The organism is Seohaeicola sp. (genome assembly GCF_048006315.1).
GTDB lineage: Bacteria > Pseudomonadota > Alphaproteobacteria > Rhodobacterales > Rhodobacteraceae > Seohaeicola.
This window is the reverse complement of record NZ_CP180350.1, coordinates 1,831,764-1,845,176: the sequence shown is the minus strand read 5'-3', so window position 1 is coordinate 1,845,176 and position 13,413 is coordinate 1,831,764. Positions and strand designations below refer to the sequence as shown.

The window sequence follows — 13,413 nt, the reverse complement described above, 5'->3', positions numbered from 1 at the left end:
CGCAACGGAGGACTTGCATGACCTGGGATTACATCATCGTTGGTGCGGGCAGCGCGGGCTGCGTTCTGGCCAAGCGGCTGACGGATGCGGGCCACCGGGTGCTTCTGCTGGAAGCGGGCGGAACCGATGCCTATCACTGGATTCATATCCCGATGGGATACCTCTATTGCATCGGCAATCCGCGTACCGACTGGATGTATCGCACAGCCGAGGAGCCGGGTCTGAACGGGCGATCCCTGATCTATCCGCGCGGCAAGGTGCTGGGGGGCTGTTCGTCGATCAACGGGATGCTCTATCTGCGTGGTCAGGCGGCGGATTACGATGGCTGGCGGCAGATGGGGCTGACCGGCTGGGGCTGGGATGATGTGCTGCCCTATTTCAGGAAATCCGAGGATTTCGTCGAAGGCGCAAGCGACATGCACGGTGCGGGCGGTGAATGGCGGGTCGAAAACCAGCGCCTGCACTGGGATGTGCTGGACGACTGGAAGGCCGCAGCCGTCGCGGCGGGCCTGCCCGAGACCACCGATTTCAACACCGGCAACAACGAAGGCGTGGGATATTTCCGGGTCAACCAGCGCAGCGGTTGGCGGATGAACACCGCGCGGGCCTTTCTGCGGACCCGTACGGGGCAGGGGTTGCAGGTGGAAACCCATGCCCAGACCCGCCGCGTCCTGATCGAGGATGGACGCGCCGTCGGGGTCGAATACCAGCAAGGTGGGCAGGTCAAGACCGCCCGCGCGCGGGCCGAGGTGATCCTGTCCGCAGGCGCCATCGGATCGGTGCAGATCCTGCAACTGTCGGGGCTTGGGCCTGCGGCGCTGCTGGCGCGCCACGGGATCGGGGTGATCCGCGATATTCCCGGCATCGGTGCGAACCTTCAGGATCATCTGCAACTGCGCTGCGCGTGGAAACTGAAAGGTGCCACGACGCTGAACACGATGGCGAACTCGCTTCTGGGCAAGGCGATGATCGGGCTGGAATACGTGATGCGCCGCACCGGCCCGATGTCCATGTCGCCAAGCCAGCTGGGCGCTTTCTCCCGCTCGCGCGACGATCTGGAAACACCGGACCTGGAATATCACGTCCAGCCCCTGACGCTGGAGGCCTTCGGCCAGCCCTTGCATGATTTCCCGGCCATGACCGCAAGCGTCTGCAACCTGCGCCCCGAAAGCCGTGGCACGGTCGAGATTACCAGCAACGATCCCCGCGATGCCCCGCGCATCGCGCCCAATTACCTCAGCACCGAAGGCGACCGCCGCGTCGCCGTGGATGCGATCCGGCAGGCGCGGCAGATCATGGCGCAAAGCCCGATGGCGAAATACGCGCCCGAAGAGATGAAGCCCGGGATCACCGCCCAGACCGACGCCGAACTGGCGCAAGCCGCAGGCGATATCGGCACGACGATCTTTCACCCCGTCGGCACGGTCCGCATGGGCACGGATGACGACGCCCCGCTCGATGGCGCTTTACGCCTGCGCGGGATCGGTGGCCTGCGTGTGGTCGATGCCAGCGTGATGCCGCGCATCACCTCCGGCAATACCAATTCACCCACGATCATGATCGCGGAAAAGGCCGCCGACATGATCCTGTCCAAGGGACGATAATCATGGCGAATGTTGCGATCCCCTATGCCTCTGGCCGTGGCCATACCAGGCGCCTGGCCGAGGTGATTGCCGCCGCGCTGGGCGAGGGGGGATGCGACGCCCGCCTGATCGATGTCGAGGCGATGGGCAAGCTCGACTGGCAGGCGCTGGATCAGGCCGATGCCATCGTGATGGGTGCGCCCACCTACATGGGCAGCGCCGCCGCCGGGTTCAAATCCTTCATGGATGAGACGGGTGAGATCTGGGCCAATCAGGGTTGGGCCGACAAGATCGCGGCAGGCTTCACCGTGGCGACCTTTCCCGGTGGCGACAAGCTCAATACCCTGATCCAGCTCAGCATCTTTGCCGCACAGCATGGCATGGTCTGGGTCGGTCAGGACCAGATCGGCGCGCCTGCCAACAAGGCCAATCCCGGCATCAACGAAAGCGGTGTCTGGCTGGGTCTTGGCGCCACCTCGTCGCGCGACAAGACGCTGATGGTCGAACCCGGCGATCTGGAAACCGCCCGCCGTTTCGGGTTGCGGATTGCGCGCGTGCTGCGCCGCTGGCGGGTCTGATCCCTCTCGCCGTCAGGGCCGGATTCAGGGTCAAAGGTTAAAATTTGGTAAACGCGAACCTGTAACGCGTTGATATTGCTTTGTCTGGAAAATGTCCCATCATGGGACGGGACGGCTGGGGCCAAAAACAAACCCCCGGGCGCGGGGCACGGGGGTCGTTTTCAATAGCGTTCAAGCTGTTGAAGAAGGATACCTTAAAGGCCGCCTTCACGCTGGGCTTTCTTGCGCGCCAGTTTACGGGCACGACGAACGGCTTCAGCTTTCTCGCGCGCTTTCTTGACGGACGGCTTCTCGAAATGTTGCTTGAGCTTCATTTCGCGGAATACGCCTTCACGCTGCAGCTTTTTCTTCAGAGCCCGAAGGGCCTGATCGACATTGTTGTCACGAACACTAACCTGCATGTGGTTTTCACCACCTTTCTAAGTTTGAGTTGCAAGAATTTGCAGGAGGTGGCCGTATAGCAAAGCGCGCCCTACTTGTCTAGGGTAAGCCCGATGCACCCTATCGGGCCTTGTGCACAGGAAGGAACCCCTGATGACAGAGACAGATGTGAAAGACCGCCTGCTGGACGCGGCCTTGATGCATGTGCCCTTCGATGGCTGGTCCGAGGCCAGTTTCGCCGCCGCCATCGCCGATACCGGGATCGACCGCGCCGCGGCGCGCGCCGCCTGTCCGCGCGGCGCCGTGGATCTTGCGCTGGCCTATCACGCGCGCGGCGACGCGCTGATGCTTGAGCGACTGCAGCAGGTTGATCTGTCGGCGATGCGGTTTCGCGACCGCGTTGCGCTGGCGGTGCGGTACAGGCTGGAAGCGGCCGATGACAAGGAAGCCGTGCGGCGTGGCACGACGCTGTTTTCGTTGCCCGTCTATGCGGCAGACGGGGCGCGCGCGATCTGGAACACCTGCGACCTGATCTGGACCACGCTGGGCGACACCTCGGACGACATCAACTGGTACACCAAGCGCGCCGCGCTGTCGGGCGTCTACGGCGCAACGGTCCTCTTCTGGCTGGGCGATGATTCGCTTGGCCATCAGGCGACCTGGGATTTCCTGGACCGCCGGATCGACGACGTGATGCGCTTTGAGAAGTTCAAGGCGACGGTGCGCGACAACAAGGCCTTGAGCTCTCTTCTGGCCGCCCCTATCGCGGTTCTGGGAAAGATACGCGCGCCCGGAAAAGGCGCGCCCGAAGGCGGCTGGCCGGGCCGCTGGAATAGCGGCACCAAGTAAAGAAGGAAAAGACATGACCCAGACGATGCGCGCCATCGAGATTTCTGAACCGGGCGGGCCGGAAGTGCTCAAGCCTTGCACAAGACCCATCCCCGAGGCCGCAGCCGGTCAGGTCGTTCTCAAGCTGGCTTATGCAGGTGTGAACCGTCCCGACGCCTTGCAGCGTGCCGGCCTTTACGCCCCCCCGCCCACCGCCAGCGATCTTCCCGGTCTGGAAGGCGCGGGCGAGGTCGTGGCGCTGGGCGAGGGCGTCAGCGGCATCGCAGTGGGCGACCATGTCTGCGCGCTGTTGCCTGGCGGCGGCTATGCCGAATATGTGGCGACACCCGCGGCCCATTGCCTGCCCGTGCCCAAGGGCATGGACCTGAAACAGGCGGCCTGCCTGCCCGAGACCTTCTTTACGGTGTGGTCGAACGTCTTTCAGCGTGGCGGTCTGCGCGCGGGTGAACGGTTCCTGATCCATGGCGGTTCCAGCGGGATCGGCACGACGGCGATCCAGCTGGCCTGCGCCTTTGGCGCGCGGGTCTTCGTAACGGTCGGTTCGGAAGAAAAGGCAAAGGCCTGTCTGGATCTTGGGGCAGAACGCGCGATCGTCTACCGCGATGAGGATTTCGTCGAGGTGATGCGCGCCGAGGGTGGTGCCGATCTGATCCTCGACATGGTGGGTGGGCTGTATATCCCCCGCAACTTCCGCGCCCTGGCCGATGATGGCCGTCTGGTGCAGATCGCCTTTCTGCAAGGGGCCAAGGTCGAGGTGAATTTCAGCGATCTGATGCGCCGCCGCCTGACGATGACGGGCAGCACGCTGCGCCCGCAAAGCGACCTGGCCAAGGCGCGCATCGCCGATGCGCTGCGGGCGGATGTCTGGCCGCTGCTGGATGCCGGGCGCGTGGCCCCGGTGATGGATAGCGAATTCCCGCTGGATCAGGCTGCGGCGGCCCATGCCCGGATGGAGGCAAGCGGGCATATCGGCAAGATCGTTTTGAAAGTGGCGTAAGCACCAGGTGAAGAAAGACAGATTTGCCGCAAATCAAGCGTGCAAAGACGAGGGAAGAGGAAACCCAATGACGACCGTTGCAAGAACCGTTGTAATCGAAGAATTCGGCGGACCCGAAAACATGAAGCTGGTGGATCGCGCGCTGGGCGAGCCCGGGCCCGGACAGGTGCGCATTCGGCACCATGCCTGCGGATTGAACTTCATCGATGTGTATCAGCGTACCGGGCTTTATCCCCTGCCGCTGCCCCATGCCTTGGGCATGGAAGGCGCGGGTGTGATCGAGGCCGTGGGCGAGGGTGTGACGCATCTCAAGGTGGGTGATCGCGCGGCCTATACCTCGCAGCCGCCGGGCGCCTATTGCGAGGCGCGCGTGATGCCGGCCGCGCAGGTCTGCCCGCTGCCCGAAGGTATTTCCTTCGAACAGGGTGCGGCCATGATGCTGAAGGGGCTGACGGTCGAATACCTGTTTCACCGCACCGTGCCGCTCAAGCGCGGGGACACCGTGCTGTTTCATGCAGCGGCAGGCGGGGTTGGTCTGATCGCCTGCCAATGGGCCCGTTCCGAGGGGATCACCCTCATCGGCACCGCTGGCACGGACGAGAAATGCCAATTGGCACTTGATCATGGCGCGACGCATTGCCTGAATTACCGCAAGGGTGATTTCGCCGCGCAGGTGCGCGAATTGACGGGCGGCAAGGGCGTCGATGTCGTCATGGATGCCGTCGGAAAGGATACTTTCGAGGGCTCTCTCAACAGTTTGCGTCCGCTTGGCATGATGATTTCCTTCGGAAATGCCTCCGGCAAGGTGCCTGCTTTTGATCTTGGCATTCTGGGCGCGAAAGGATCGCTGCAACTGACGCGGCCGACCGTATATACCCATATCGGCGATCATGCGACATGTCAGAAAATGGCAGGGCATCTTTTTGAAAAAGTGCTTTCCGGTGATGTATCGATTCGGATCGATCAGCGCTTCCCGCTTGATCAGGTCGCGGATGCGCATCGCGCGCTGGAAGGTCGGCAAACTACAGGCAGCACGATCCTGACGCTGTAGGCCAAGCTTGTTCAGTCATGACGAAAGGGGGGCAATGCCCCCCTTTTTTTGTTGTGAAACAACTGTTTGACATGATCTTCGCGCCAATGTCCTGCCAGTGGTGCGAAGCGTTTAAATTGCCGGATTCATCGCGATACACGCATTGCGATTATTTCGTCGGCTATTCCAATTCGAAAGAGTCTGCCTAAAGCACGGTGAAGATCTATTTCTGGAATTCAGTCAAATTTATTTGGCCTTTCAAAAATCTGGTTGTATGTAAAAAGCTCTGATCGATTGATTTTTCTATGGTGCCAGGTAGTAGTTTTTGAAACGATCGTACTGCCTCGACCGACAACAATGGATGTGACCGTAATGGAACAAATCGACCTGGAAGAAATGTCGCTGACAGAACTGAAAGTCCTTCAAAAGAAAATCGCGAAAGCTATCGAAGGATTTGAAGAGCGCCAGAAACTTCAGGCGCTTGCAGCGCTCGAGGCAAAAGCCCGTGAAATGGGGTTTTCGCTGTCTGAATTGACCGGTGCCACGCAGGGCAAGACCCGGCGCAAACCGGCAGCACCCAAGTACCGCCACCCCGATGATGCCAGCATCACCTGGACCGGCAAGGGCCGCCAACCGGCCTGGTTCAAGACTGCCGTCACCTCGGGCGTGTCGCCTGACGATCTGCTGGTCTGATCCGCGCTAGCGCAACGGATCGAACAAGGCGTCCTTGAGCGTGCAGTCGCGCACCACGTCGCGGCCGCACGGAACGGGGGTCAGGTCTTTCGACAGGCAGATCCTGGCCTCCTGTATCCGGCCATCGCGACAGGTGACTGTCAGCATGTCCGGCTCAAGCTGGTCATTCTCCTTCAGGAACGCCTCTTCGATCAGCCCGGCGGGCAAGCGCACGGGCTTGTCCAGTTTGCGGAGCACGGCCGGGCGAGTGATGCTGGCATAGGCGCGGCGCGACAGGTCGAAATAGGCCGTGGCAGACAACCCGCTGCACACCCCATGTTTGCGCCACTGATGCCAGGCCAATCCCGGTGTGCCCATGATGTCGGCCATCGCGGCCGTCATGGCCGGGCTGGGTTGCGGCTCGGTTGTACGGCAATAACTGGGCCATCCCCGATGATATTGCGGCCACAACCCATGCAGCACCCAGCCATGGCCGCTGTCGTCGCGGCATTGCGGGGATCTGCGGGCATCGCCTTCCAGCGCGCACCAGTTCGGTGACCAACTGAGCGACATCACGTAATAGTCGAATTCGCCCGGCCTCTCGCCATCGGCAAGACCGGGCGAGGGGGGGCTCATGCACAACGCCAGGGCAAGCGTCACGATCAATCGGGAAAGGGCGGGCATGGTGGCTCCGTTCACTGGCAAGGACGGTCAGGTGCATTCGGGCTTTTCTTGGCAAGCCTTCTCCACTATATACCGGCCAAGTTCCCCGACAACGGTAACCCGCCCCCCAAAGGGCAGCCTTTTCAGGCGGCGGGAAAGATTTGCCGACAAGGGGCGCATTCGGGTCAAGGAGATGATGACATGACCAAACCGATCATGGCCAGGGCCACCGCCGTCTGGCTGGTAGACAACACCACGCTGAGCTTCAAGCAGATCGCCGATTTCACCGGCATGCACGAACTTGAAGTGCAGGGTATTGCGGATGGCGATGTGGCGGCAGGCGTGAAAGGGTTCGACCCCATCGCGAACAACCAGCTTACGCAGGAAGAGATCGACAAGGGCCAGGCCAATCCGCTCCACAAGCTGAAGCTCAAGTTCAACCCCGCCGCGGTTGGCGAGGAAACGCGCCGCGGTCCGCGCTACACCCCGCTCAGCAAGCGTCAGGATCGTCCGGCGGCCATCTACTGGCTGGTCAAGTTCCACCCCGAGCTGAGCGATGGCCAGATCGGCAAGCTGGTCGGCACCACCAAGCCGACGATCCAGGCGATTCGCGAGCGTACCCATTGGAACATCGCCAATATCTCGCCGATCGATCCGGTTGCCCTTGGCCTGTGCAAGCAGTCCGAACTGGACGCCGCCGTGCAGAAAGCCGCCGCCAAGCGCGCCGCCGACGGTGTGGTCATGTCGGATGACGAACGCCGCAAGCTGGTCAGTACCGAACAGTCGCTGAGCATGGATGACGGCCCCCGGATGCCGACGGCCATCGAAGGCCTTGAGACATTCACGCTGCGTCAGGATGACGAGGACGAGAAGCCGGAAACCAAGTACGACGCCGACAGCTTCTTCAACCTGCCGGACCATGACGACGAGGATGACGAGGACGAGGACAGCCGCCGCTGAGCCGCCGTTTTCGGCAAGACCGAAAAGCCCGGGCGCAAGACCCGGGCTTTTTCATTTCCGCCGTCCGATCGGGCTTGGCAGGCCCGCATCGCTTCGGGCAATCTTCGGCATGACAGCCCGAAGGAGGGATCAGATGGTCATCGCCGTCATAGGCGCCGGTATGATCGGTGCGGCCGCCGCCCGCCACCTGGCCCAGGCCGGGCATGGCGTTGTGTTGATCGGGCCGCCCGAACCGCAGGACAAGGCCACGCATCCCGGCGTTTTCGCCAGCCACTATGACGAGGGTCGGATCACGCGCGCCCTGGATCCATGGCCATTCTGGAGCCGCGCCAGCCAGGCCAGCATTGCGCGCTATCACCAGATCGAAGCAGATAGTGGCCTGCGCTTCTTTCACCAGACGGGAACGGTCATGGCCGGGGCCGAAAACAGCCCCTACATCATGCGCCTGCGCGCGGTCCAGCAGCAGGGCAACCTGCCATGCGAGGTGCTGCAGGGGCCGGACCTTGCCGCGCGTTTCCCCTTCTTCCGTTTCGATCCGGGCACGCTGGCGCTGCACGAGACGCAAGGTGCGGGCCATATCAATCCACGCGTGCTGGTGCGGGCGCAGATGCGGATTGCCGAACAGGCCGGCGCGCGGATCCTGCCAGATACCGTGCTGGGTATCGAAGAGACATCGACAGGTCTGCGGATCCGGACCGATCAGGGCGATGTTCCGGCCAATCAGGCGCTGGTGGCGGCGGGTGGTTTCGCCAACATGATCCTGCCTGAACCGCTGCCGCTGACCGTCTATGCCCGTACTGTCGTGCTGCTTGAGCTTGATGCGGCAGAGGCTGCGCGCCTTGCCGCCATGCCCTCGCTGATCTGGCTGGAGCCGGATGGCAACGATCCCTATCTGCTGCCTCCGATCCTTTATCCCGATGGGCGCGTCTATCTGAAAATGGGGGGCGACACGGTGGATGTGATCCTGCGCGATACGCAGGACATCAAGGATTGGTTCCGTTCAGGGGGCAATCCCGCTGTAGGGCGGATGCTGGCAGACCAGGTAAGCGCCCGGATGCCCGGCTTGCGTGTGGCCTCAAGCCATGTCCAGCCTTGCATCACGACGTTTACCCCCCGGAATGTCCCCGCGTTGGAACGGGTAGGGCCACGCCTGTCGGTCGCTGTCGGCGGCTGCGGGCGCGGTGCGAAATGCAGCGACGAACTGGGCCGGTTGGGGGCGGAACTGGCGCTCGGGCGCAGCTTGCCCGAATGGGCGCAACAGGACGCCTTGCCCGCATGAAGCCCCTGTTTATGCAGGGCCTTCCCGCATGGTCCACTACGGGGATGAAGCGCCGAAATTTTTTTTGCGGGGCTTCGGAAAATATCTTGCGTGAATTTTTCACTGGTCCTAAATGCGCAGATATAGACGCCAACGCACGCGCCTCTGGCCGAGGGTTCGACCCTCAGTGTTTACGTAGCGACGGTAACGTCTCCTGTTGAACTGGTCGGGTCTTTGATCCGGGTCTATTGGAGATGACCATGAACGCCTACGTGAACCCCCAGCTGGGCGGCGACGCCGTCCGCGCATCCCATCGCATTGAAAATTTCATCCGCCAGTCGTCGTTTGACCGTCCCACGCTGGTGCTGGACCGGCAGATCGTCGCGGATCAATACCGCGCGCTCAAGGCGGGCCTGGGCCGCGCCGACATCCACTATGCCGTCAAGGCAAACCCCGCCCGCGAGATCCTGTCGACCCTGATCGCCGAGGGCAGCCATTTCGATGCCGCCTCGCGCGGCGAGATCGAGCTGTGCCTGAGCCTGGGCGCACGGCCCGAAACCATCTCCTATGGCAACACGGTCAAGCGCGCTTCCGATATCGCCTTCGCCCATGCGGCCGGTATCCGCGTCTTCGCCGCAGATGCCGAGGAAGAGCTTGAGAAGCTTGCCATTCATGCGCCCGGCGCCCAGGTCTACATCCGCCTTCTCGTCGGTTCGACCGAGGCGGATTGGCCGCTCAGCCGCAAGTTCGGCTGCGCGCCCGATATGGTCGTGCCGCTGATGGCACGCGCCACCGATCTGGGGCTGAAACCCGTGGGCATGTCCTTCCATGTCGGCAGCCAGACCCGCCGCGCCGAGATGTGGACAAGCACCCTCGATCACGTGGCCGCCGCCTGGGTCACGGCCCGCGCCGCCGGTTTCGATCTGGACCTGCTGAACATCGGCGGCGGTTTCCCCGCCTTTTATGGCGAGGAAATCGAGGCGCCGACCGCCTATGCCGCCCAGGTGATGAAGATGGTCGAGGCACGGTTCCAGGGAGCCGATCGCATCATGGCCGAACCCGGTCGCGGCATGGTGGCCGAGGCCGGCATGATCGCCGCCGAGGTGATGCTGGTGTCGCGCAAGTCCGAGGATGACATCTGCCGCTGGGTCTATCTGGACATCGGCAAGTTCTCGGGTCTGGCCGAAACCATGGACGAGGCGATCCGCTACCAGTTCATCACCGACCGCGACCACGAGGAAACCGGCCCCTGCATCCTGGCAGGCCCCTCCTGTGACAGCGCCGACGTGCTTTATGAAAAGCGCCCCGTGCAACTGCCGCTGGGCCTGCGGGCGGGGGACCGTTTCATCATCCGCAATTGCGGTGCCTATACCTCGACCTATTCCTCGGTCTGCTTCAACGGCTTCCCGCCGCTGGATGTCGTGGTCATCTGACAAGACCGGCGCGCGCGGGATCACTTGACGCGCGCGCCTGTTTCTTCTTGCTGCAAATATCCATTGCAACGCTTGCCCCGAAAAACACGCGATGAACGCGGTGATCAGACCTTGCGTCTTGCGTTCAGCGCCGCGGTGATCGTGCCGTCGTCGAGGTAATCCAGCTCGCCCCCGATCGGCACGCCCTGCGCAAGCGAGGTCAGCGTGACCCGTCCCTCAAGCTGATCAGCGATGTAATGGGCCGTGGTCTGCCCGTCGACCGTGGCATTCAGCGCTAGGATCACCTCGGTCACGCCTTCGCTGTCGACCCGGTCCACCAGCCGCGGAATCCGCAGCTGTTCGGGGCCGACCTGGTCCAGCGCAGACAGGGTGCCACCCAGCACGTGATAGCGCCCCTTGAAGACACCGGACCGTTCCATCGCCCAAAGATCGGCCACATCCTCGACCACGCAGATCATGCCGTTGGCCCGCTTGTCCGAGGCGCAGATCTCGCAGATGTCGCCGGTGCCGATATTGCCGCAGTTCAGGCATTCGCGGGCCGAGGCTGCGACCTGCCGCATCAGTTCGGCCAGTGGCGTCATCAGCAAGGACCGCTTGCGGATCAGGTGCAGCACGGCGCGACGGGCCGAACGCGGCCCCAGACCCGGAAGCCGGGCCATCATGTCGATCAGGGCCTCGATCTCGCGATTCGCGCTCATTGGTGGTGATCCGGCCTTGTCAGAACGGCAGGTTCATGTCCTTGGGCAGGCCCATGCCTTCGGTCAGCTTGCCCATCTCTTCCTTCGCCTTTTCCGAGGCGCGGCCCTGCGCATCCTTGATTGCTGCAAGGATCAGGTCCTCGACCACTTCCTTGTCATCGGCCGAAAAGATCGAAGGGTCGATATCAAGGCTCTTCAGCTCGCCCTTGACGGTGCAGGTGGCCTTGACCAGCCCTGCGCCGGATTCGCCCGTGACCGTCATCTGGTGCATCTCTTCCTGAAGCTGCGCCATCTTCTGCTGCATTTCCTGCGCGGCTTTCATCATCTTGGCCATGTCGCCAAGACCGCCTAGTCCCTTGAGCATCCTGTTTCTCTCCTGTTTGCATCTGCGGCCCATCCGGTGAAGCCGGCGCCGTGTTTCAATCGTCTTCGAACGGGTCCCATTCATCCTCGACCTCGGGCAGGGCCTGGGCCTCTGCCTCGGCGGCCAGCTTGTCGGGGCTGCGAATCTCGGTGATGCGGGCCTTCGGGAAGGCGCTCAGAACCGCCTTGACCATCGGATGTGCCTCGGCTTTCGCCTTCAGCTCGGCCTCGGCCGTGTCGCGGGCCTCGGCGATCGTGGCGGCGCCGCCGTCATTGACCACGCTGACGGCCCAGCGGTTCCCGGTCCACAGTTGCAGCCGCTGCCCCAGCCGCTGGGCCAGGTCATGCGCGGCACTTTCGGCCGGGACGAATTCGATCCGGCCGGGGCGGTAGGCTGCCAGGCGCACGCCGGTTTCCACCTCGACCAGCAGTTTGACATCGCGATTGGCGCGGATCAGGTCGATCACGTGATCGAATGTCGGAAAGCGGGCCAGCGCCTGTTCGGCATCCAGGGCCACGGCTTGCACGGTGTTGCCCGACCCACCACCGCCGGATGGCACGGCGCCGCCGCGTGTCATGGCAGGTGCTGCACCCTCGGCATGGCCCGCCGACATGCCGCCGCCCGATGGGCCACCACCCGGCGAAGGGGGCGGCAGGTCGGGCAGCTTGCGCACCAGTTCTTCCGGCGTCGGCAGGTCGGCCACATGGGTCAGCCGGATCACGGCCATTTCGGCTGCCATCATGGCGTTGGGGGCTTGCGCCACCTCGTCCAGCGCCTTGAGCAGCATCTGCCACATCCGCGCCAGCGCGCGCAGGGGCAGACGATCGGCCATGTCCTGACCCCGCGCGCGCTCATCCGGGCCGACCGTGGGATCTTCGGCCGCGTCCGGTGTGATCTTGACCACGGAAATCCAGTGCGTCACCTCGGCCAGATCCCGCAACACCGCCATGGGATCGGCACCATCGGCATATTGCGCACCCAGTTCGGACAGCGCGCCACCGGCATCGCCGCGCATGATCATGTCGAACAGGTCCAGCACCCGGCCCCGGTCCGCCAGCCCCAGCATGGCGCGCACCTGATCGGCGGTGGTTTCGCCCGCACCATGCGAAATCGCCTGGTCCAGCAGCGAGGTGGCATCGCGGGCCGATCCCTCGGCCGCACGGGTGATCAGCGCCAGCGCATCATCGGTGATCTGCGCACCCTCTGCTGCCGCGATCTTGCGCAGGAGGGCGATCATCACCTCGGGTTCGATCCGGCGCAGGTCGAAGCGTTGGCACCGCGACAGCACGGTGACGGGCACCTTGCGGATTTCGGTCGTGGCGAAAATGAATTTCACATGGGCGGGCGGTTCTTCCAGCGTCTTGAGCAGCGCGTTGAACGCGCTGGTCGACAGCATGTGAACCTCGTCGATGATATAGATCTTGTAGCGGGCCGAGGCCGCCCGGTAATGCACGCTTTCGATGATTTCGCGGATGTCGCCCACGCCGGTGCGGGATGCCGCGTCCATCTCCATCACATCGACATGGCGGCCTTCCATAATGGCCACACAATGTTCACAGGTTCCGCAGGGGTCGGTCGTCGGGCCACCCGTGCCATCCGCGCCGATGCAGTTCATGCCCTTGGCGATGATCCGCGCCGTCGTGGTTTTCCCCGTGCCCCGGATTCCTGTCATGATGAAGGCCTGGGCGATGCGGTCTGCCGCAAAGGCGTTGCGCAGCGTGCGCACCATGGCATCCTGCCCGACCAGATCGGCAAAGGTTTCGGGCCGGTACTTGCGGGCCAGAACGCGGTAGCCGGTTTCTGGGGTCTGGGTCATGGGGCCTCTGGCTCAGGGAACAGATGTCAACCTAGGCAATCGGCCCGCCCGCGTCCAGACATCGCCGAGGGTAATCCGGGCTTTTCGCATCTCGGCTTTGGTGTAGTCTGGCAGCAACAGGATGGGTTCCG

The 13,413-nt window shown here is 63.2% G+C and carries 14 protein-coding genes; 9 read left to right on the top strand and 5 right to left on the bottom strand.

From position 1 onward, the window contains the following. The first annotated feature begins 17 nt into the window (after positions 1 to 17). Both ACMUJL_RS09300 and ACMUJL_RS09295 read left to right on the top strand, forming a co-directional pair. A complete protein-coding gene (locus ACMUJL_RS09300) occupies positions 18 to 1,604 on the top strand; it encodes a GMC family oxidoreductase (protein WP_375568764.1) in 1,587 nt (528 codons plus the stop codon). Positions 1,605 to 1,606: 2 nt separating this feature from the next. Continuing rightward, entirely contained in the window at positions 1,607 to 2,161 is a 555-nt protein-coding gene (locus ACMUJL_RS09295; protein WP_375568766.1) for a flavodoxin family protein, read from the top strand. A 194-nt stretch (positions 2,162 to 2,355) separates the two neighbouring features. Here ACMUJL_RS09295 and rpsU read toward each other — a convergent pair whose 3' ends face one another. Next, entirely contained in the window at positions 2,356 to 2,562 is a 207-nt protein-coding gene (rpsU, locus tag ACMUJL_RS09290) for a 30S ribosomal protein S21 (protein ID WP_082896406.1), read from the bottom strand. 133 nt (positions 2,563 to 2,695) lie between these two features. Here rpsU and ACMUJL_RS09285 point away from each other — a divergent pair, with 133 nt between their 5' ends. The 4 genes from ACMUJL_RS09285 to ACMUJL_RS09270 all read left to right on the top strand — a co-directional run bounded on the left by ACMUJL_RS09285 (position 2,696) and on the right by ACMUJL_RS09270 (position 6,111). After that, a complete protein-coding gene (locus ACMUJL_RS09285; RefSeq protein WP_375568768.1) occupies positions 2,696 to 3,391 on the top strand; it encodes a COQ9 family protein in 696 nt (231 codons plus the stop codon). Positions 3,392 to 3,404: 13 nt separating this feature from the next. Then, positions 3,405 to 4,388, top strand: coding sequence for an NAD(P)H-quinone oxidoreductase (locus ACMUJL_RS09280; protein ID WP_068293842.1), 984 nt, complete (start codon positions 3,405 to 3,407; stop codon positions 4,386 to 4,388). A gap of 67 nt (positions 4,389 to 4,455) precedes the next feature. After that, entirely contained in the window at positions 4,456 to 5,439 is a 984-nt protein-coding gene (locus ACMUJL_RS09275) for a quinone oxidoreductase family protein (RefSeq protein WP_416914234.1), read from the top strand. Positions 5,440 to 5,688: 249 nt separating this feature from the next. After that, on the top strand, positions 5,689 to 6,111 hold the full coding sequence (locus ACMUJL_RS09270) for an H-NS family nucleoid-associated regulatory protein (RefSeq protein WP_416914233.1): 423 nt from the start codon (positions 5,689 to 5,691) through the stop codon (positions 6,109 to 6,111). Between the two features lie 6 nt (positions 6,112 to 6,117). On the opposite strand, the gene ACMUJL_RS09265 is transcribed toward ACMUJL_RS09270, so the two are convergent. After that, on the bottom strand, positions 6,118 to 6,726 hold the full coding sequence (locus tag ACMUJL_RS09265) for a ribonuclease T2 family protein (RefSeq protein ID WP_416914443.1): 609 nt from the start codon (positions 6,724 to 6,726) through the stop codon (positions 6,118 to 6,120). A 228-nt stretch (positions 6,727 to 6,954) separates the two neighbouring features. Between ACMUJL_RS09265 and ACMUJL_RS09260 the strand changes: the two genes are divergently transcribed. From ACMUJL_RS09260 to ACMUJL_RS09250, 3 genes are all read left to right on the top strand, one after another. Further along, positions 6,955 to 7,713 (top strand): DUF1013 domain-containing protein, encoded by a 759-nt coding sequence (locus tag ACMUJL_RS09260; RefSeq protein WP_068293835.1) that lies wholly within the window; start codon positions 6,955 to 6,957, stop codon positions 7,711 to 7,713. A gap of 133 nt (positions 7,714 to 7,846) precedes the next feature. Beyond that, positions 7,847 to 8,992, top strand: a complete 1,146-nt coding sequence (locus ACMUJL_RS09255; protein ID WP_375568779.1) for an FAD-dependent oxidoreductase — start codon at positions 7,847 to 7,849, stop codon at positions 8,990 to 8,992. 239 nt (positions 8,993 to 9,231) lie between these two features. After that, positions 9,232 to 10,404 carry a type III PLP-dependent enzyme gene (locus ACMUJL_RS09250; RefSeq protein ID WP_375568781.1) on the top strand — a complete coding sequence of 391 codons (1,173 nt, stop codon included), beginning with the start codon at positions 9,232 to 9,234 and terminating at the stop codon, positions 10,402 to 10,404. A 104-nt stretch (positions 10,405 to 10,508) separates the two neighbouring features. Here the strand turns inward: ACMUJL_RS09250 and recR are convergent, their stop codons facing one another. The 3 genes from recR to ACMUJL_RS09235 are packed head-to-tail and all read right to left on the bottom strand — an operon-like array spanning position 10,509 to position 13,282. Further along, the gene (gene recR, locus ACMUJL_RS09245; protein WP_068293830.1) at positions 10,509 to 11,102 is read right to left on the bottom strand and encodes a recombination mediator RecR; all 594 of its coding nucleotides are present in this window, start codon (positions 11,100 to 11,102) and stop codon (positions 10,509 to 10,511) included. Between the two features lie 19 nt (positions 11,103 to 11,121). Next, a complete protein-coding gene (locus ACMUJL_RS09240; protein WP_375568783.1) occupies positions 11,122 to 11,466 on the bottom strand; it encodes a YbaB/EbfC family nucleoid-associated protein in 345 nt (114 codons plus the stop codon). A gap of 55 nt (positions 11,467 to 11,521) precedes the next feature. Continuing rightward, positions 11,522 to 13,282, bottom strand: coding sequence for a DNA polymerase III subunit gamma/tau (locus ACMUJL_RS09235; protein ID WP_068293827.1), 1,761 nt, complete (start codon positions 13,280 to 13,282; stop codon positions 11,522 to 11,524). Between the last annotated feature and the right edge of the window lie 131 nt (positions 13,283 to 13,413).

Excerpts from the sequence above, each read along its gene's own strand:
- ACMUJL_RS09260 (WP_068293835.1), top strand. The coding sequence starts at position 6,955 with ATGACCAAACCGATCATGGCCAGGGCCACCGCCGTCTGGCTGGTAGAC.
- ACMUJL_RS09275 (WP_416914234.1), top strand. The coding sequence starts at position 4,456 with ATGACGACCGTTGCAAGAACCGTTGTAATCGAAGAATTCGGCGGACCC.
- recR (WP_068293830.1), bottom strand. The coding sequence starts at position 11,102 with ATGAGCGCGAATCGCGAGATCGAGGCCCTGATCGACATGATGGCCCGG.
- ACMUJL_RS09240 (WP_375568783.1), bottom strand. The coding sequence starts at position 11,466 with ATGCTCAAGGGACTAGGCGGTCTTGGCGACATGGCCAAGATGATGAAA.
- ACMUJL_RS09265 (WP_416914443.1), bottom strand. The coding sequence starts at position 6,726 with ATGAGCCCCCCCTCGCCCGGTCTTGCCGATGGCGAGAGGCCGGGCGAA.
- rpsU (WP_082896406.1), bottom strand. The coding sequence starts at position 2,562 with ATGCAGGTTAGTGTTCGTGACAACAATGTCGATCAGGCCCTTCGGGCT.
- ACMUJL_RS09280 (WP_068293842.1), top strand. The coding sequence starts at position 3,405 with ATGACCCAGACGATGCGCGCCATCGAGATTTCTGAACCGGGCGGGCCG.
- ACMUJL_RS09235 (WP_068293827.1), bottom strand. The coding sequence starts at position 13,282 with ATGACCCAGACCCCAGAAACCGGCTACCGCGTTCTGGCCCGCAAGTAC.
- ACMUJL_RS09300 (WP_375568764.1), top strand. The coding sequence starts at position 18 with ATGACCTGGGATTACATCATCGTTGGTGCGGGCAGCGCGGGCTGCGTT.
- ACMUJL_RS09285 (WP_375568768.1), top strand. The coding sequence starts at position 2,696 with ATGACAGAGACAGATGTGAAAGACCGCCTGCTGGACGCGGCCTTGATG.
- ACMUJL_RS09295 (WP_375568766.1), top strand. The coding sequence starts at position 1,607 with ATGGCGAATGTTGCGATCCCCTATGCCTCTGGCCGTGGCCATACCAGG.
- ACMUJL_RS09255 (WP_375568779.1), top strand. The coding sequence starts at position 7,847 with ATGGTCATCGCCGTCATAGGCGCCGGTATGATCGGTGCGGCCGCCGCC.
- ACMUJL_RS09250 (WP_375568781.1), top strand. The coding sequence starts at position 9,232 with ATGAACGCCTACGTGAACCCCCAGCTGGGCGGCGACGCCGTCCGCGCA.